The organism is Haloterrigena turkmenica DSM 5511, from assembly GCF_000025325.1.
Taxonomy (GTDB): domain Archaea; phylum Halobacteriota; class Halobacteria; order Halobacteriales; family Natrialbaceae; genus Haloterrigena; species Haloterrigena turkmenica.
In genome coordinates, this window is record NC_013743.1 from 1,117,427 (window position 1) to 1,135,445 (window position 18,019).

General features: G+C 63.2%; 13 protein-coding genes. 4 read left to right on the forward strand and 9 right to left on the reverse strand.

Annotation, left to right across the window (positions count from 1 at the left end; translation table 11 throughout):
* Positions 1-374 precede the first annotated feature (374 nt).
* From HTUR_RS05310 to HTUR_RS28415, 5 genes are all read right to left on the reverse strand, one after another.
* Positions 375-1,694 carry an aminotransferase class III-fold pyridoxal phosphate-dependent enzyme gene (locus tag HTUR_RS05310; protein ID WP_012942273.1) on the reverse strand — a complete coding sequence of 440 codons (1,320 nt, stop codon included), beginning with the start codon at positions 1,692-1,694 and terminating at the stop codon, positions 375-377.
* Positions 1,695-1,786: 92 nt separating this feature from the next.
* Positions 1,787-2,710, reverse strand: coding sequence for an arginase (gene rocF / locus HTUR_RS05315; protein ID WP_012942274.1), 924 nt, complete (start codon positions 2,708-2,710; stop codon positions 1,787-1,789).
* Complete coding sequence (gdhB, locus tag HTUR_RS05320) at positions 2,707-3,993, reverse strand: glutamate dehydrogenase GdhB (RefSeq protein WP_012942275.1); 1,287 nt, start codon at positions 3,991-3,993, stop codon at positions 2,707-2,709. Before gdhB ends, rocF begins: the two co-directional genes overlap by 4 nt.
* Positions 3,994-4,533: 540 nt before the next feature.
* Complete coding sequence (locus tag HTUR_RS05325) at positions 4,534-5,334, reverse strand: IclR family transcriptional regulator (protein WP_012942276.1); 801 nt, start codon at positions 5,332-5,334, stop codon at positions 4,534-4,536.
* 863 nt (positions 5,335-6,197) lie between these two features.
* Positions 6,198-6,323, reverse strand: a complete 126-nt coding sequence (locus tag HTUR_RS28415) for a hypothetical protein (RefSeq protein WP_264183100.1) — start codon at positions 6,321-6,323, stop codon at positions 6,198-6,200.
* A 122-nt stretch (positions 6,324-6,445) separates the two neighbouring features.
* On the opposite strand from HTUR_RS28415, the gene HTUR_RS05330 reads away from it, so the two are divergent.
* Complete coding sequence (locus tag HTUR_RS05330; RefSeq protein WP_012942277.1) at positions 6,446-7,429, forward strand: radical SAM protein; 984 nt, start codon at positions 6,446-6,448, stop codon at positions 7,427-7,429.
* Positions 7,430-7,911: 482 nt separating this feature from the next.
* On the opposite strand, the gene HTUR_RS05335 is transcribed toward HTUR_RS05330, so the two are convergent.
* Positions 7,912-8,730, reverse strand: a complete 819-nt coding sequence (locus tag HTUR_RS05335) for a DICT sensory domain-containing protein (protein WP_012942278.1) — start codon at positions 8,728-8,730, stop codon at positions 7,912-7,914.
* A 31-nt stretch (positions 8,731-8,761) separates the two neighbouring features.
* On the reverse strand, positions 8,762-9,151 hold the full coding sequence (locus tag HTUR_RS05340) for a DUF7344 domain-containing protein (protein WP_012942279.1): 390 nt from the start codon (positions 9,149-9,151) through the stop codon (positions 8,762-8,764).
* Between the two features lie 204 nt (positions 9,152-9,355).
* On the opposite strand from HTUR_RS05340, the gene HTUR_RS05345 reads away from it, so the two are divergent.
* Positions 9,356-9,895, forward strand: a complete 540-nt coding sequence (locus HTUR_RS05345) for a GNAT family N-acetyltransferase (RefSeq protein WP_049941620.1) — start codon at positions 9,356-9,358, stop codon at positions 9,893-9,895.
* A 61-nt stretch (positions 9,896-9,956) separates the two neighbouring features.
* Here HTUR_RS05345 and HTUR_RS05350 read toward each other — a convergent pair whose 3' ends face one another.
* Entirely contained in the window at positions 9,957-13,343 is a 3,387-nt protein-coding gene (locus HTUR_RS05350) for an MEDS domain-containing protein (protein WP_012942281.1), read from the reverse strand.
* A 211-nt stretch (positions 13,344-13,554) separates the two neighbouring features.
* Between HTUR_RS05350 and fen the strand changes: the two genes are divergently transcribed.
* Both fen and HTUR_RS05360 read left to right on the forward strand, forming a co-directional pair.
* Positions 13,555-14,532 carry a flap endonuclease-1 gene (gene fen / locus HTUR_RS05355; RefSeq protein WP_012942282.1) on the forward strand — a complete coding sequence of 326 codons (978 nt, stop codon included), beginning with the start codon at positions 13,555-13,557 and terminating at the stop codon, positions 14,530-14,532.
* Positions 14,533-14,690: 158 nt separating this feature from the next.
* Complete coding sequence (locus HTUR_RS05360) at positions 14,691-14,987, forward strand: hypothetical protein (RefSeq protein WP_012942283.1); 297 nt, start codon at positions 14,691-14,693, stop codon at positions 14,985-14,987.
* Between the two features lie 82 nt (positions 14,988-15,069).
* Here the strand turns inward: HTUR_RS05360 and HTUR_RS05365 are convergent, their stop codons facing one another.
* Entirely contained in the window at positions 15,070-17,991 is a 2,922-nt protein-coding gene (locus tag HTUR_RS05365; protein ID WP_012942284.1) for an MEDS domain-containing protein, read from the reverse strand.
* Between the last annotated feature and the right edge of the window lie 28 nt (positions 17,992-18,019).

Consider the following 18,019-nt stretch of genomic DNA (forward strand, 5'->3'; position numbering starts at 1 on the left):
CTGGTTACAATAGTGTGGTTGTAAATACCCGATTCGGCGACCGCTACGGGTTGGTGAGACTCGGTGCTCGTTTTCGAATATCGACTCGACCGCTCGTTTACCCCTTCCCATACGGATGGAGCAGTATTCGTTTCGTCTCTCGCTGTAGGCATCGTGGCGGCGTCTTTTCGTCAGAATCAGTCGACTGGGCTTCTGAATAGCACCGGGGTCCGTCTATGAAATATCCGAATTCAGTTTCCGTCGCGTTTCCCGACGTCCCACACGAAACGAGTTCGAGTCGCGCTCCGCTCGGCGACCGAATCGCCGAGAAGGGTCTGCACAGAAAAACTCGATCGCCGCAGCAGCGTTCCGTCCGCGGTCAAAATCGAGTTATTTTACGCGGACGGCACCGGATCGGCGACCTCGTCAACGACGTCGTCGATGATCTCAACACAGATGTCGATTTCGCGCTCTCGGACGTCGAGCGGCGGGAGAAGACGTAACGTCTTCGTTCCACAGCCGAGAGTCAGTAGTCCATGTCGGAGTGCCGTTTCCATCGCTTCGTCGCGGTGATCCGCAGTATCGAACTCGACGGCAATCATCAGTCCGAGTCCGCGAACGTCGGTCAGAATGGATGTTTGCTCGGCTACTTCGCGAAGTCGTTCTCGGAAGTACGTTCCTAGTTCCGTCGCGTGATCCAGTAGGTTCTCCTCTTCGATGACCGACAGTGTCAGGGCCCCTTGCATCGATGCGAGAATATCGCCGGCTCCCCACGTCGAGGAGAGCCGCGCTTCCTCGTCAGGGAATAGATCCGACCTGGAAATCGTCGCACCGACTCGGAGCGCCTTCGCGCTCGTGATAACGTCCGGTTCGATGTCGAAGTGATCGACGGCCCACATCTCACCGGTGCGACCGACCCCCGACTGGATCTCGTCGACGACGATCGGAATATCGTGTGTCGAACAGATGTCGTCCAGCTCCGACATAAACGAGGCGGACGGCACGTTGTAGCCACCCTCTCCCTGAATGGGCTCGAGAATGAGAAATCCGACCTCTTCCGGAGGGATGTGACCCGAATCCCCGAGTTTCGCTCGGAGCCGGGCGAGTCCGTGCTGGGAGTACTCGATGTCATGGACACCGCTGATCTCGGGGAACTTCCGTCGATAGACCGATTTCGAGCGGTTCAGAGAGAGCGCGCCGAGCGTGCGCCCGTGGAACGCGTCGTCGAACGTGATGGCGTACTTCGGCGTCTCACAGTCGTCGTAGCAAATCTTCATCGCGTTCTCGACTGCTTCGGCGCCCGAATTCGACAGGAACACGGTATCCATGTCGTACTGACTGCTGATCTCGGTTAGTTTGTCCATGAGGTGTGCAGGGCCGGGTAACGAGGAGTCCTCGGGCGTTCCACCCGTACTGACGTAGAAATCCTGTCCGGCGATCTTCATCGGGTCGACGAGATCGAACTCCCGTAACTGCTCCGTGAGAGTCGGGTGATTGTATCCGAGCGGTGCCGCGGCCACGTGACTCGTAAAGTCCATGAGGACGTTTCCGTCCGCATCGGTACAGAACGGCCCCGTGGCGTCTTCGGTTACGTCCCAGACGAAGTCGTAGACGTACGTACTGGGAGCCGCCGTGTTCTGGTGAAACTCGACCCATCGTTTGCTCTTCGAACCCGGAAATGAAGCTACTCGGGGGACTGTATTCTCACGGTCCATATCACGTACCACCGACGCGTGCTACATAAAATATCCGAATCATTTATGAGACAACCGATCGGCTCGGGACGGGCAGTATACGACCCGTGGTATCAGATAATACGATTTCCGAACGCGCTCGCGATGAGATCCGTCGCCGCCTCGGCCGTCGTATTCTCGTCGTCGAGAAGCGGATTGACCTCCACGACGTCCATCGATCGCAACACGTCATCGTCGGCGTCGCGTTCGGCGAGTCGCTCGAGCGCGAGATGCGCCTCCCGCTCGGTCGCTCCCCCGGGGACGGGCGTCCCGACGCCGGGAGCCGCGCGCGGGTCCAGCCAATCGAGATCCAGACTCACGTGAACGCCATCGGTGCCGCTGGCTGCAATGTCGATGGCCTCGTCGACGATCTCCGAGATGCCGCGATCGTCGATATCGACCATCGTATAGGCGGTGACGTCGGCTCGGCGCAACGCATCGCGCTCTTGCTCGTCGAGACTCCGCAGTCCGACGAGGACCGTGTTTTCTTCGGGGATCGACGGGGCGATCGACCAGTCCGCGTCGGCGAAATCTCGATGCCCGTGTGCGGCCGCGAGGGGCATCCCGTGGAAGTTTCCGCTGGGAGAGGTCGTGGGCGTGTTGTAATCGCCGTGGGCGTCGAACCAGATGACGCCGGATTTCGCGTTCCGAGCGGTGCCGCGCAAGGTGCCGATCGCGATCGAGTGATCGCCGCCGAGAACGAGCGGCCTGGCGCCCTGTTGGAGCGTCTCCGCCACTCGATCGGCGATAGCCGCGGTCGTCGACTGAATGGCATCGACCGGTTCTGTTCCGGTCTCGGACACGGGCACGTCACCGACGTCGGTAACGGAAACGCCGGCCTCGGAGAGCGCGTCTTCGAGTCCGGCGTGTCTGATGGCGGCCGGGCCGAGGTCGGCCCCTCGACAGTTGCCACCGATATCGATCGGCGCACCGATGACTGCGACGTCCGACGAGACTGCTGAGTCGCGCAAATCGGATTCGAGTTGCATCGTCGTCATGGCCAGAGTCCTCTAGCAGTTAAAGATTCATTGATTCGTGACAGTGCGACGATGTAGGCGGCGGTCCGCCAGCGGACGTCTCGCTCCGCTACGGTCGCACGGACGGTGTTCCACGCGTCGACCATCTCGGAATCGAGTTCGGACTGGACCTCGTCGGGGGACCACTGCCGCCGATTGATGTCCTGGAGCCACTCGAAGTAGCTGACGGTGACGCCGCCCGCGTTGGCGAGCACGTCGGGAATCACGGGAACGTTCCGCTTCTCGAAGATCTCGTCCGCGGCCGGCGTCGTCGGTCCGTTAGCGCCTTCGACGACGATCTCGGCGCGGACGTCGTCGGCGTTGTCAGCCGTCAAGACGTCACCGACGGCAGCGGGGATCAGAAGGTCGACGTCGAGCGTGAGCAGTTCTTCGTTGGAAATGCGCTGCGGTGCGTCGTACTCGGAGACGCCCCGCGGGTTCTCGTCGTGTGACGGGACATCGGACGTATCCAACCCGGTCGGGTCGTAGATACCGCCAGTAACGTCGCTGACGGCGACGACGTTCGCACCCCATTCGTCGAGACGGCGCGCCGCGTTCGCCCCGACTGATCCGTATCCCTGGATCGCAACGGTGGTCTCTTCGACCGGAAGATCGTAGTAATCGAGCGTCTCTCGAGCGACGACGGCGACGCTGCGTCCCGGTGCCGCTTCCCGACCGTGGCTCCCGCCGATAACGGTCGGTTTGCCGGTAACGACCCCGGGAATCGTCTCTCCCTGCTGCATCGAATAGGCGTCCATGAACCACGCCATCGTCTGGTCGTCAGTTCCCAGGTCGGGCGCGGGAATGTCTTTCGTCGGTCCGACGAAATCCCGAAGCTCTTCGGCGAATCGACGTGTCAACCGCTCTCTTTCGTCCTCGCTGAGCGTCTGCGGATCGACGACGACGCCGCCTTTCGCCCCGCCGAACGGGAGGTCCATCACTGCACACTTCCACGTCATCAGCATCGCGAGTGCAGTCGACTCCTCGGTCGAAACGTCCGGATGGTAGCGAAGACCGCCCTTGAAGGGACCGCGGATTTCGAAGTGTTGTACGCGACAGCCCGTGAACACCTCTACCTCACCGCTGTCTCGACGGACGGGTATTGACACCTCGACGGTCTTCGACGGGTGTCTGAGCTGTTCGACCGTGTCCGGCGAGAGGTCGAGAGCGGAGACGGCCCGTTCGAGGTGCTGGTGAACCGTCTCGAGCATCGATATCTCTTCGGTCGCCGGTTCGGTATCTACCGTCGGAGTTACGTGACTCATGGATTCAATCACTCGGCTGCCGCATCGCTGTCTGCCACGGACAGTTCCGGCATCGCTGGTTCGCTTGCAACTCTACACCGCAGACTGGACAATGGGACTGGTGTCTCATCTGATCGCGTTTCTCAGCAGTACATGATCATTAATAAATATTGGTGTGCAGTACCGAGGTCGTAGTCCTTTGCATATATCAAAGGTCGCTCTCGCGAGGGATCGAGTCTGGTTAGTCGTTCGCCGCGCCTATCGGCGAACTTCCGTATTATTCACGGTTGATACCGTCGTATACGCTTCGGATCGTTCCCATATATCAAAACGTCGCACCGGACAGGAGGCTGCCGTCAGCGACGCTGAGACGACACGGACACGAGGGAGTTCCCATCCGACGCACGGAAGAATTACAGCTGTATGTTCGTAATCGAAGCCGTATCACGGATCGAGCTGCCGGTTGTTTACCGAGTATCGGTGGCGTTGTTTAGCGTGGTCGAGTAATCGCGACCGAACAGTCGCGCGTCTATTTGGAATTATCAAATGAGAAGACGAGATTCATACGGCTCGATCGAACGTCATCGTCTCCAGATTCACTTCGATGAGGTTCGCCGTTTCCATGACGAGCTCGGGGGTTTCGGACTCGAACCGGTCGCCTTTCAGCCTGCTCGTCGGTGCAGTGAGGCTGACGGCACCGACGACCGACTCGTCGCTATCGATGATGGGAGCGCCGACCGCCCGGAGTCCGCGAATCTCTTCCTCATCGTTTACCGCGTACCCGCACTTCTTTACCTCCTCGAGTTCGTCCCACAGCTGCTTGCGGTCGACGATAGTGTTCTTCGTTTGGCGTTCGAGCCCTTGTCTGTCGATTATGTTTTCGATCCGCTCCTCGGGCAAATGGGCGAGCATCGCCTTCCCGGACGCGCTATCGTGGAGGTACTGAGGCGTCTCCCGCATTTTATGGTGGTAATCGGTGCCGACTGCCTGTTGGCCTCGGCGTTCGTATATCGCCACCTCTCTCCCGTCGTCTTCGATAACGAGATGGACGTATTCGCCCGACGCTTCCGCGAGTTTGTCTACTTCCCGTTGTCCGGCAGTGTAGATATCGGTCGTATTCCGGACGTATTCTCCCATTGTAATAAACCGATACCCGAGTTGATAGACGTTATCGTTCCGCACGAGGAGGCGGCAATCAACGAGCGTACTCAGATACGTATGAATAGTGCCTCGCGAGAGATCGACGTGGCTCTCGATCTCTTGTAGCGATGCACCGTCCAGTTCTTGAACCACCTCGATAATCTCGCAGCCCCGCTGTAGAGACTTGATACGGCGCGGTTCCGCGTTCGACGAGTCGGTCATATCCTCTCCTATGCACCCGTGTTTAAAGTGATTTGTATTTTCCCTGGCTATAAACGGAGTCGGTTATGTAATTGGACCAAAATTACGGCGTTCATCGGGAAATAATCGTGATATCCTAAAGTCGGCGCCCGAGTAGAAACGCGACCATCATCCACCGTCGAGACGGATCCCGGTGTTCCCGGCTTCGGGAAGCGGATAACGGCCCGATTAGCGAACGCGTCTCGCATCTCGAATACGGCCTCCTCGGTGGAGATCTCACGACGGCGAGCGGTTCGCCGGGCGGGTGTCCCCGTCGTCCTCGGATCGTAGTGAGTAACGCGGGAGGGTACGGAGTTCGGGTTTGTACTGATCCACGGCGAATATCGACCGATTCGAGGAACGTCAACGCTGCCGTCCTCGTCGATGGCTCGAGTTATCTCGCATCGGCGAGGAAAACACTGACCTCGGGACGAGAAAGAGGGCTAGTTAACATTATCTATCTCATATAGAACCCCATATATACTAGAATTCAAACTGTTTTTGGCTCTATGTGGCCAGCGATTACAGGATGGTTCCTAAAATGCCCTACTATGTACTTATACCGCGTTCTGCGCACTTTCTGGATTACGATATTCGTGCTACTCTGGATCGTATTTTGAATCGAGAATTAGGAGACAATAGTGAATAAATCCACCTTAGAAGCGCCCTGAATGCCGAAATCGATACCAGGTCCTCTTCTAGACAATGTAACTACACATATATTATCTTAACAAGTATGATATATGGTAGATAGCTCTGTACCAATAGCAAAAATTGAATTTCGAGCTGTACAGTTTTGCTGCGATAGCGCTCGAGATGCAGTGCTCTAACAGCAGCCGCCGCGATCAGTCGATCGTCTCCGTATCGACGGTCGAATCGGCGCCCTCGTCGGACTCGTCGACCGCCGCGTCGTCCTCGAGCGCGTTCCGATCCTGTGTCAACAAGTATCGAACGCACGGATTGGTTCCCACGGCGTTACCACCCGCCGGTCGTACTCGGACGACCGTTCACCGGAACCGAACCAGTTCGAAAATTCGAATGAGTATTCCGTCGAGTGTCAAAATCTTTGGTATCGTGTGGCAAACGTCGGCGTATGAGCACCGATGCCCCGGCAACGACGCCTAACTACCGCGACCTCCCGGACGAGGAGTTCGAGGACCGCATCACCGACTTGTGGGAGCGGTACGCCGACTGCGATCTCTGCGCCTACGAGTGCTCCGTCGATCGGACCGCCGGTCAGGAGGGAACCTGCCGAGTCGACGACACCGCGTATGTCTCGACGCACTTCCCCCATTTCGGCGAGGAGGACTGCCTGAAGGGCCGCAACGGGAGCGGAACGATCTTCCTCGCGAACTGTAACATGAAGTGCGTCTTCTGCCAGAACTTCGAGACCAGCCACGAGGCCGAGGGCGATCCCGCGACGCCCGAGGAAATCGCCGAGATGGCCCTCGAGCTCGAGTCCCGCGGCTGCCACAACATCAATTTCGTCTCGCCGACCCACCACTCGCCGCATCTGGTCGAAGCCGTCAAGATCGCGAAAGAGCGGGGGCTGGACCTACCGATCGTCTGGAACTGCGGCGGCTACGAGCGCGCGGAGATCCTCGAGCGACTCGAGGGGATCGTCGATATCTACATGCCCGACGTGAAGTGGTCGGACGACGCGGCCGCGGCGAAATACTCGAAGGCGCCGAACTACTGGACGAACGTCACCGAGTCGCTACGGGAGATGCACCGACAGGTCGGCGACCTGGAACTCGACGACACCGGCCTCGCGACGGACGGGCTGCTCGTGCGCCACCTCGTGATGCCCAACCACGTCGAAAACGCCGAGCGCGTACTGGAGTTCATCGCCGAGGAGGTCTCCACGGAGACGTTCGTTGATATCATGGCCCAGTACCACCCTCACTACAAGGCCGACGGGGAGGAATTCTACGAGGAGATCGGCCGGTCGATCACCGAAGACGAGTACGAGGCCGTGATCGACCACGCCCACGACGTCGGCCTCGAGCGACTCTACCTCGACCGATCAATGCTCGAGACCCGCCCCGGACTCCTCGATCGCCTGACTCGGCGCTGACTGCTCGCGAGCGACGGCCGGCCCGGGCGAAACGTCGAATAACGCGCGATCGGGCCGACGAGTGGACCCGATCCACGGCGGTCTCGGCGACCGACTCGGTGGCATCGACGAGGCCCTCGAGGACGACGACGCCAGGGAATCGATCGACGGCGACGCACTGACCGACATCGTCGACGAGGACATCAACGGGCTGGACGACCTGCCGGAGGGCAGGGACCGAGACAGCGTCCTCGAGTACTGGTCGTCGATCGGCGGCTCCTGGGAGGAGTGTGCCGCGGACCTGAGCGACGAGTTCGACGCGGGGCGAGCGAAACGGCTCTGCTCCGCGATGAAAGACGAGATTCTGCGGACCCAGCGGTGGCGAAATCGATTCGAGGCGCGCTCTACACGCTGTCGGCCCCTGTCCTTCCATCTCAGTCCCTCGTCGTCCCCTGCCGTTCCGTCGTCACCCGTCCAGAACTATCGGTCGACGGCTCGAGCCCTCAGTCGACGCTGTCCCGGAGCGCGTCCGTTAGCTCCGCGACGAGGGCCGCGTCGTCGGTCCAGTAGCCCTCGAACGTCTCGTCGTCTCGTTCGCGGGCGATCAGGCCGCTGGTCCGGAGTTCGTCGCCGTCCCCGTCGAAGGTGAGCACCCAGAACCCCCCGATCTCCGGTCCGGCCTCGGCGTGGACTGTCACGCCGGGCATCGACGGCCGGTCCCACTCGTCGGCGACGTAGGCGTGGACGTCCAGTGCCGACTCGCCAGCGAGACGAACGTAGACGGGCGCCATCGCCTCGAGGGCGGCCGCTCGCTGGAAGCTGGCCCGCAGGGTGCCGCTGCCGACGCGCCAGGCGCGGGTCTCGATCTCGCGGCTGATCGCGAGCAGCTGTCGCCGATCGAGCGCGCGCCAGACCGTCGCTTCGAAGACCTCGATCACGCGGCGATAGGGTCCATCGTCCGTCTCCGCCCACGGGGAGACGATCGGCGGCTCCAGAAACTCCCGGGCGGCCTCGAGGCCGATCGCAGCGACGAACTCGCCGTCGTCGCTCGCGTGTCGCTGCGCTCCCGCTCGCTTTTCCGAGGACTCGCTCCGTTCATCCTCGCAACTCTCGGCGCTACCGCTCGCGGTCCCGGTGCCTTCGCGGACGACGAGAAACCCCTGCTCGGCCGCCGCTGCGGCCGGCAGCGTTCGATACTCGACGGCGTCGATCCCCGCTTCCGTCTCGAGTCGGTCGGCGATCGCGGGTCGCGGCGGGGGCGCGTAGACGGTAACCGTCCGCGCGGGCGCCTCGAGTCGGTCGAAGTAGTCCGAGAGCGTCATTGGTGGCGTTCGAGTGGCCGCGTCCGTCGTCTCATGTTCGCTCCGAATCGATCCCGTTCGGGCCGGTCTCCGCCGCGCAGGCTCGCGCCGCCAGCTCCCGGATCGGTTCGGGACAGGGCTCGAGAGAGACGCGATCGGTCTCCTCGTCGTGGGTCACGATATCGGCGTCGACCAGCTTCGGGACGTGGAGCTGCTGGAGCTGCAGATACCGCTGGTTCCGACACTGGGGCTCGATGACCCGACTGTCGCTCGCGTGGCGCCAGGCGGTGACCACGTCGGCGAGCTCCGATAGCGTCGCCGTCTCGTGCTCGAGCAGGAAGTAGAGAACGAGTCGGCGATCCCGCTCGCGAAGCGTCAGAAAGGCGTCGTCGAGTAGATCCGGACTCGCGCTCGGCTCGGCCGGCGACTGTTCGGGATCCATACTCGTGAATGCTACTCGGGATTGGCATGTTAGCTCTTTCCCCTGTTTGTATCGGTAATAGCTAGACGGCAACCGGAGTAGCGACGAGACGGCGCGCGCGACCGGTCACGAGCCGAACGACGGGAACGGGGCGTCCGTCGGCGAGAGACCGACGCTGAGACGCAGTCGCCGGAATCTTAGTGGTCGGCGCGCGAACTGGTGCGCGTGGAGTACGATCTTCTGGGCTGGCCGCCCGACGGCCCCAAGCTCCGGCTCGACTACGAGCGGTTCAGCTACGCCGGCAAGTTCGTCATGACCAACACGGGCAAGGCGGTGGCCCGAACCGACGACGACGAGATCGTCGCCGCCGTCGCGTTCAACGAGGACCGCACCGACGCGTCGACGCTGTGGCTGCGCTACGTCACCGTCGCCCGCGAGCGCCGCGGTGAGGGGATCGGTCCCCAACTGCTCGCCCGCGTCCGCGACCGCGCCCTCGAGCGCGGCTACGAGCGGCTCCGGATCGCCGTCAACAACCCCTTCGCCTACGAGGCGCTGTATCGGACCGGCTTCGCCTACACCGGCGAGACGACCGGGATCGCCGAACTGATCCTCGAGCATCCGGCGCCGGTCGACGGGTCAGCGGACGACGCGCGCGCCCGGTATCAGTCGGGCCTCGAGGAGTTTCGCGATCGCGACCTCTCCGACGAGGAGGAGACATTCCTCGAGTCGCGCGAGGGGAGCGGGCCGCCGGAGCTCGAGTCGTGACGCGGTGAATCGTCGGTTCGCCGGCGAGCGGCGCCGCGGGGAGCGGTGTGCGACGCGGTCCCTACCGATCGCGTACCGCGGGGAGCGTAAACGAGAACGTCGAGCCCTCGCCGGGTTCGGAGTCGACCCAGATGTCGCCGCCGTGGCGCTCGACGATCCGCTGACAGAGCGCGAGGCCGATGCCGGTCCCGTCGTACTCCTCACGGCTGTGGAGCCGATCGAAAACGGTGAACACGCGGTCCTGATCGTCCGGGTCGATCCCGATCCCGTCGTCTTCGACCGAGATCACCCACTCCCGTCCGCGGCGGGTCGCGTCGATCCGAACGCACGGCGGGGCGTCGCCGCTGTACTGGATCGCGTTCTCGAGCAAGTTCTGTAGGACCTGCCGTAACTGGCTGGCGTCGCCCGACACGCGAGGGAGCCTCTCGGCCGCGATCGCCGCGTCGGTCTCGTCGATCTGGATCTGTAAGTCCTCGCGTACGTCCTCGAGCAGGGCGTCCAGCTCCACCGGTTCGAACGGGTCACCCTGCGTTTCGACGCGGGAGTACGCGAGCAGGCCGTTGATCATCTCCCGCATCCGGTCGGCGCCGTCGACCGCGAAGTTGAGGAACTCCTCACCGTCCTCGTCGAAGGCGTCGCCGTACCGACTTTCGAGCAGCTGGAGGTAGCTGGTGACCATCCGCAGGGGCTCCTGGAGGTCGTGGGAGGCGGCGTAGGCGAACTGCTCCAAGCGCTCGTTGGACTCCTCGAGGGCCCGTTCACGCTGGGTTCGCTCGAGTTCGTAGGCGATCCACTGGGACATGAGGTGGAGGAACGTCCGCTCGGCCTGCGTGAACTCGCGGTCGCGCGAGTCCGTCGAGGCGAAGAAGAACGTCCGATCGGGCTCGTTCTCGAGTTCGACCCGCGTGCCGATGTACGTCTCGACGCCGAACTCCTCGTAGGCGATGCTGCCGCCGAACCCGGCCCGTTCGGGATCGGTGATGTCGGCGACCGCCCCGTTGTCGACCGTCTCCCGACAGTACGTTTCCGACAGCGGCGCCTCCGCGCCGGGCTGTAGCTGGTCGTGATCACCGGTCATCGCTTGCACCGTAAACGAGTCGGACGCCGGATCGATCTCCGCCAGCCCGCCGATCTCGAGGTCGAACCGTTCACAGCCCAGTTTGAACAGATCCCCCAGCTTCTCGTCGAAGGACCGATCGGGATCGGCCGCGATCCGACTCAGTGTCTGCTGGTGGTGTTCCCGCCGTTCGCGTTCGAGTTCGTAGCTGATCCACTGTCCCAGCAACTCGATGAACGTACACTCGGTCTCGGAGAACGGTCGGTCGCGGGGCTCCGTGCTCCCGAACCAGAACGTCCCGTACGGCGTCGACCCATCCGTCACCCGCGTCCCGAGGTAGCTCGTCAGCCCGAACTCCTGATGGATCACGTCGTCCTGCCAGTCGGTGCCCCGAACGTCCGCCATGGTGACGGGATCGTCGGCTTCGATCGTCTGTCGGCAGAAGCAGCCGTATCCCGGGTCGGACCACAGCTCGTCGTCGGGGTCGACGCCGAGGCCGACCCCCTTTTCCAGTCGGAACTCCCCGCCCTGCATCGGGAGGTGATTCAGCCCGCCCATCTCGAGGTCGAACCGCTCCCGGCCCAGCTCGAGCAGTTCCTCGAGCTTTTCCTCGAAGTCGCGGTCGGGATCGGACGTGATCCGGTAGCTCTCCTGGAGGAACGCCTCCCGCTGCCGGCGCTGGAGTTCGTACTTCACCCACTGCCCGAGCAACCGCTGGAAGGTCCGCTCGTCGTCCGAGAACTCGCCGTCGTGGGGTTCCTCGGAGACGAAGAAGAACGTTCGGTCGACGTCGCCCTCGACTTCGATGTACGTCCCGAGGTACGTCTTCATGTCGAGCTCCCGGTAGACGTAGAGGTCGTCGTAGCCGGCCTCGACGGGATCGTCCACGCTCCCGACGGTGCCGCATCCGGCGACCGTGGCGCAGTAGGTCTCCGACAGGGGGAGCTCGAGCCCGGGTTCGAAGCCGTCGTGCGTATCGCTCACGTACTCAACCTCGAATCGGTCGTCGTCGGAATCGACCTTGGCCATCGCTCCACGTTCGAGGCCGAACTGCTCGCAGCCCAGTTCGAACAGCGCCTGTAGCTTCTCCTCGAAGTCGAGGTTCGGATCGGACGTGATTTGGGAGCTCTCTCGGAGGAACCGCTCGCGGCGCTGTCGCTCGAGTTCGTACTCCACTAACTGCCCCATCAGATCGAGGAACGTCCGTTCGGCGTCCGTGTACGGCACCTCCCGGGTCCTCTCGGAGCCGAAACATAACGTCCCGTACGTCTCGCCGCCGACGTGGATGGTCGTACCGAAGTACGCGTCCAATCCGAACCGCTCGTAGGCGGGGTCGTCAGTCCAGCCAGCCTCGGCCGCGTCTCGCACGGCGATTCGTCCGGGCGACGCGAGGAGCTTCTCACAGTACGTTCCGGAGAGCGAATCGGTGACTCCCGGCCGAATGTGCTCGTGCATGCCGACGGCGTCGACGATCTCGAACGTGTTCTCGTCGAGGGTCTCCGTGAAGTAGCCGATCTCGAGGCCGAGTCGCTCGCGACCCAGTTCCAGCAGGCTCTCGACCTTCTCGTCGAACGACGCGTGGGGCGTGGCGATGATCTCGTACAGCTCCCGCTGATAGCGCTCGTGGGTCTCGATCGTCGTCCGCGCGTCGGTCAGATCGGCGAGTGTCGCCAGCTTCCGGTCGAGTTCCTTTGACGGCCGATCGGGACCGAAGTACTCCTCGGGCGGCGTGTAGTAGACGTTCCGATAGACGGTGGTGTCGTCGTGGACGAGAAACGGATGGGTCCTGAGGACGTCGTGGAGGACCTCCGCGGGGAACCGATCGCGGTTGTACTGACAGAGGACGGCGTACTCGTCGCCGCTGTAGAGGGGATTGAGCAGTTCCTCGTACTCACAGAGGTCGTCGAACCCCGTGTCGTCGGCCTCGAGCGCCCACGTCATTTCCGCGGCGGCTCTGAGCCCCGTGAACTCGTCGTCGATCGCGTCGGTGAGCGTCTCCTCCCAGAACGACAGCATCGCCTCGCGATCGAATTCGCCAGTCCGTCGATAGGTCTCCGCCTCCGTGTGCACTGACAGCGCCCCCGACTCGAGCGCGGCGTCGACGTCAACGCCGCGGGCTCGCATCGCCGCGAGCACCTCATCGACGGTGTTGTCGTCGGCGACGTAGACGCACCGCTCGCCGCGCTCGAGTCCCGCTTCGATGAACGGGACGGCCGCGTCGAACTGCTCGGCGCGGTCCTCGTAGAGGTGCGCGAAGTGATCGGTGTGTTCGTGGTCTTCGTCCGGGTCGATGGGGCCGCGGATATCGAACGTCGACCGCGAGGAGTCGAATCGGCCCTCTGAATCAGATGACAGCCGCTGGATGGTGTGGTCTGATAGCTGTTTACTCATGAAGTACCCCCTGATCGTCCGGTCTGATAAACTGAATTTCGGCGTCGGCGACCGGATATCGTCCAGATCTGGGATTCGGTATGTCGGTCAAAGGGACGAGGGCGGGAGTGAAAAGATTGTCGCGGACCGCGGTCGATTCGCTATCGGTTTGCGACGGCCGCGTCGCTCGGAAGCCAATGATACAAATCCCAGTCCTCCCAAGGGTTCGGTAATGGGAAACGCTGCACTCCGCGACATCGCCGTCATCGAGGAGCTCCCCTTCTCCGAGATCGAGGGCGTCGTCGCCGTCGACGCCCACAACTGGCTCTACCGGTACCTAACGACGACGGTCAAGTGGACGGACAGCGACGTGTACACGACCGCCGACGGAACCGAGGTCGCCAACCTCGTCGGCATCGTCCAGGGGCTGCCCAAGTTCTTCGAGAACGACATCACGCCGGTGATGGTCTTCGACGGCGGACCCTCCGAACTCAAGGAAGACGAGATCGAGTCCCGCCGCGATCAGCGTCGCACCTACGAGGAGCAACTCGAGGTCGCCCGCGAGGAGGGCGATCAGGTCGCCATCGCGCAACTCGAGTCCCGGACCCAGCGGCTGACGCCGACGATTCAGGAGACCAGCCGCGAGCTGCTCCGACGGCTCGACGTCCCGATCGTCGAGGCGCCCGCGGAGGGCGAGGCCCAGGCCGCGCACATGGTCCGGCGCGGCGACGCCGACTACGTCGGCTCGGAGGACTACGACGCCTTGCTGTTCGGCTCTCCGCTCACGCTGCGCCAACTGACGAGCAAGGGCGATCCCGAACTGATGGACCTCGAGGCGACCCTCGATCACCACGACCTCACGTTAGAGCAGCTGATCGACGCGGCGATCCTCATCGGGACGGACTTCAACGAGGGCGTCTCGGGGATCGGGCCGAAGACCGCTATCAAAGCCATCACCGAACACGGCGACCTCTGGAGCGTCCTCGAGGACCGAGGCGCGCACATCGAGTACGGCGACCGGGTCAGACAGCTGTTCCGCGACCCCAACGTGACCGACGACTACGAGTTCGACACGGACCTCGATCCGGACCTCGAGGCCGCCAGGGAGTACGTCTGCGAGGAGTGGCGCGTCGACGAAGGCGAAGTCGACCGCGGCTTCGAGCGCATCGAGGAGAGCGTCACGCAGACGGGGCTGGACCGCTGGACCTGACGCCGGCCGATCCCTCCCCCATATCGTGATATGCACCGCGTACAATGACGGTTGAACCGTCGAGAACGACACCTGTTCTCCGCCGCCAGACCGCTCCGTCGGGTACGAACCGGATACTAAATGCCGACGTCGGGCTGCGACGAAACGGGTGATAACCCATGTCACGACAGCCCGATGACGACCGATCCCGAGGTAGCGATCGATCGACGCGCCCGGGTGAGACCGCACCCCCGCCCGGGCGATGGCTGCTGTCGACCGTACTGCAGACCGTCGTCGCTGTGATCGGTCTCGGCGTCGTCCTGTACGCGCTGAGTCGAGCGTTCGGCATCGACCTCCTCGGCATGACCGCCGCCGCGCTCGCGACCCAGACCGGCCAGTGGATCGCGATCGCCGTCGTCGCGCTCATCGCCATGAGTGCGGCGATGCGAGCGGTCCGCTTCGCTCGAGCGCCGTGACGTGTCGCGGGACGAATCGCTCGTCGCGTTCGTCCCTCGAGACCCGCGATTTCTCCCGTTTTGCCGACCAATCGGTGTCGCTTCACTCGAAGTTCCGTTTCGGGAGCGTGATGTAGAACGTCGATCCCGCGCCGGGCTCGGACTCGACCCGGATGTCCCCGCCGTGATTGTCGGCGATCTCCTGGCACAGCGAGAGGCCGATCCCGGTGCCCGGATACTCGTCGTCGTGGTGGAGGCGCTTGAACACCTCGAAGATGCGGTCGGTCTTCGCCGACTCGATGCCAATCCCGTTGTCGGCGACCGCGAACTCCCAGCGGTCGTCCCGGTCCGCGGCGGACACCTCGACTCGGGGCACCGCGCTCTCGTTGTACTTGATCCCGTTCGAGACGAGATTGCTGAACAGCTGCTCGAACTGTTCGACGTCGGCGCTGACCGTCGGCAGCGAATCGACGAGGATCTCGGCGTCGGTCTCCGCGATCCGGACCTGCAGATCGTCCTGGACGCGGTCTAGCACCTCGGTACAGTCGACCGGCTCGAACTCGCCGTCGGCGTGTTCGACCCGCGAGAAGGCCAGCAGATCGTCGATCATCTCGCGCATCCGATCGGCGCCGTCGACCGCGAAGTCGATGAACTCCCGGGCCTCTTCGTCTAGTTCGCCTTTGTACCGGTTATCGAGTAGTTGTAGATAGCTCGAGACCATCCGCAGCGGTTCCTGCAGGTCGTGGCTGGCGGCGTAGGCGAACTGCTTGAGCCGGTCGTTGGACTGCTGGAGTCGCTCGACCGTCTCCTCTAGGTCTCGTTCGTACTGCTGGCGGTCGAGTTCGTACTTCACCCACTGGCCCATCAGGTGGTGTAACGTGCGTTCGGCCTCCGAGAACTCCTCGCGGGACTCGGTCGAGACGAACCAGAATGTCCGATCGGGGCTGCCCTCGATTTCGAGGTGAGTGCCGAGATACGCCCGGACGCCGAACCGCTCGTAGCACAGTTTGCCGTCGTATCCCCGTTCGACGGGATCGGTGATCGTACAGGTCCCCTCCTCGTCCACGGGCGCCTGGCAGTACGTCTCTGAGAGGGGATACGGCTTACCCGGCGTGAGGTACTCGTGGTCGCCGTTCGTGGTCTCGACCTCGAACCGATCGGTCGCCGGGTCCACCGTCGCGATGCCGCCCAGTTCCATGTCGAACCGCTCACAGCCCAGGTCCAGGACCGCCAGGAGCTGCTCGTCGAACGACCGATCCGGATCGGCGGTGATCTCGTACAGTTCGCGCTGGGTCCGCTCGTCCCGCCGGCGCTCGAGTTCGGTGCTGACCCACTGGCTGATGAGGTCGATGAACGTGTACTCCGTCTCGGTGAACGATCCCTCTCGGGGCGTCTCCGAGCCGAAACACAGCGTTCCGAATCGTTCGCCGTCGACCTCCAGCATCGTCCCGAGGAAGGCGTCGAGCCCGTACGTGTCGTAGGCGCGGTCGCCCTCCCAGCCCGCGTCGACGGCGTCGGCGACGCTGATCGACTCGCCCGCCTCGACGACCTTCTTGCAGTACGTTCCCGACAGCGAGCCGCCGCCGCCCGTCCGAATCCGGTCGTGCGAGCCGACGGCTTCGACGATCTCGAAGCGATCGGTCTCGGCGTCGACGGCGGTGAAGTAGCCGACGTCGCAGCCGAACCACTTCCGGCCGTGCTCGAGCAGCCGCTCGATCTTCGCCGCGAAGGTGAGGTCGGGATCCGACGTGATCTCGTAGCTCGTGCGGAGGAACTCCTCGCGACGGCGGCGCTCGAGTTCGGTGCTGATCCACTGGCCCATCAGCTCGAGGAACGTCCGCTCGGCCTCGGTGAACGGGCGGTCTCGGGGCTCCGTATCGTAGAACCAGAACGTCCCGTAGGGCTCGGTGCCGGCGGTGACGCGGATGCCGAAGTAGGTCGCGAAGCCGAACTCCTCGAAGACGGGATCGTCGTCCCAGCCGGCGGCGACGACGTCGGGGACGGCGGTCGGCTCGTCCCAGTCGATCGCCTGCCGGCAGAAGTTTCCCTCGGTGGGCTGGATGGGTAACTCGCCCTCGAGGTCGCCCATGTCGGGGCCGACCGTCACTTCCGCACGGAAGTTATCGTCCCACGTCGGGAGGTGGGCCAGCGCGCCGCCCCTGAGATCGAACCGCTCACAGCCCAGTTCCAGCAGTCGTTCGACCCGTTCCTCGAAGGTCAGGTCGGCGTTCGCCGTCGCCTCGTAGAGGTCCCGGAGATAGTCCCTGTGTTCGCGGACCGCCGTCTTCGCGTCGGTACGCTCGCGTACCGTTCGAATCATCCGGTCGACCGTCGTCGCTGGTTCCTCGCCGTCGAAGAACGTCTCGGGGGGCGTGTAGTAGAAATTCTCCGAAATCGTCCTGTCGGTGACGAGATAGGGGTGCGTCTTGATGACGTCCTCGAGGACGTGCGCGGGAAACCGCTCGCAGTCGTACTGACAGAGCACGGCGCAGTCCTCGCCGCCGAGGCGCTCGTTCACCCGCGCTTCCAGCGCCATGAACTCGTCGGCCTCCTCGGCCGCTCGCAACAGCCACGTCTCCTCGGCAGTCACCCGGGCCCCCTCGGAATCGGCGGTCGACTCTTCGACGAACGTCTCGAGCAGATCCAGCGACGCCTCGAGATCTAACGACCCGTCCCGTAGATAGGCGTCTTCGGTGTCACGGATCACGAGCGCGTCGGATTCCAGCGCCTCGTCGACGTCGACGCCGTCGTCGCGAAGCGCTTCGAAAATCTCGTCCCGGTCGGTCTCGTCAGCCAGGTACAGACACCGCTCGTCGGCCTCGAGTCCCCGCCGGACGAACGGAATCACGGCGTCGAACTGCTCGTCGCGACTCCCGTACAGAAGCGCGAGGTGGTCGTCCGAGTGGTCGTGGTCGCCGACCGGCCCGGTCGGTCCGCGAAACGTCGAACCCCGACTTCGCGCCTCGAATTCCGTCTCCCGATCCGAAGCGCTTCGACGGTCGTTTCGCTCGACCTCGTTATTCATCGCTCCCCCCTACTCGGCGAACGACTAA

Excerpts from the sequence above, each read along its gene's own strand:
- HTUR_RS05330 (WP_012942277.1), top strand. The coding sequence starts at position 6,446 with ATGAGCACCGATGCCCCGGCAACGACGCCTAACTACCGCGACCTCCCG.
- rocF (WP_012942274.1), bottom strand. The coding sequence starts at position 2,710 with ATGACGACGATGCAACTCGAATCCGATTTGCGCGACTCAGCAGTCTCG.
- HTUR_RS05340 (WP_012942279.1), bottom strand. The coding sequence starts at position 9,151 with ATGGATCCCGAACAGTCGCCGGCCGAGCCGAGCGCGAGTCCGGATCTA.
- HTUR_RS05360 (WP_012942283.1), top strand. The coding sequence starts at position 14,691 with ATGTCACGACAGCCCGATGACGACCGATCCCGAGGTAGCGATCGATCG.
- fen (WP_012942282.1), top strand. The coding sequence starts at position 13,555 with ATGGGAAACGCTGCACTCCGCGACATCGCCGTCATCGAGGAGCTCCCC.
- HTUR_RS05335 (WP_012942278.1), bottom strand. The coding sequence starts at position 8,730 with ATGACGCTCTCGGACTACTTCGACCGACTCGAGGCGCCCGCGCGGACG.
- HTUR_RS05325 (WP_012942276.1), bottom strand. The coding sequence starts at position 5,334 with ATGACCGACTCGTCGAACGCGGAACCGCGCCGTATCAAGTCTCTACAG.
- HTUR_RS05350 (WP_012942281.1), bottom strand. The coding sequence starts at position 13,343 with ATGAGTAAACAGCTATCAGACCACACCATCCAGCGGCTGTCATCTGAT.
- HTUR_RS05365 (WP_012942284.1), bottom strand. The coding sequence starts at position 17,991 with ATGAATAACGAGGTCGAGCGAAACGACCGTCGAAGCGCTTCGGATCGG.
- gdhB (WP_012942275.1), bottom strand. The coding sequence starts at position 3,993 with ATGAGTCACGTAACTCCGACGGTAGATACCGAACCGGCGACCGAAGAG.
- HTUR_RS05310 (WP_012942273.1), bottom strand. The coding sequence starts at position 1,694 with ATGGACCGTGAGAATACAGTCCCCCGAGTAGCTTCATTTCCGGGTTCG.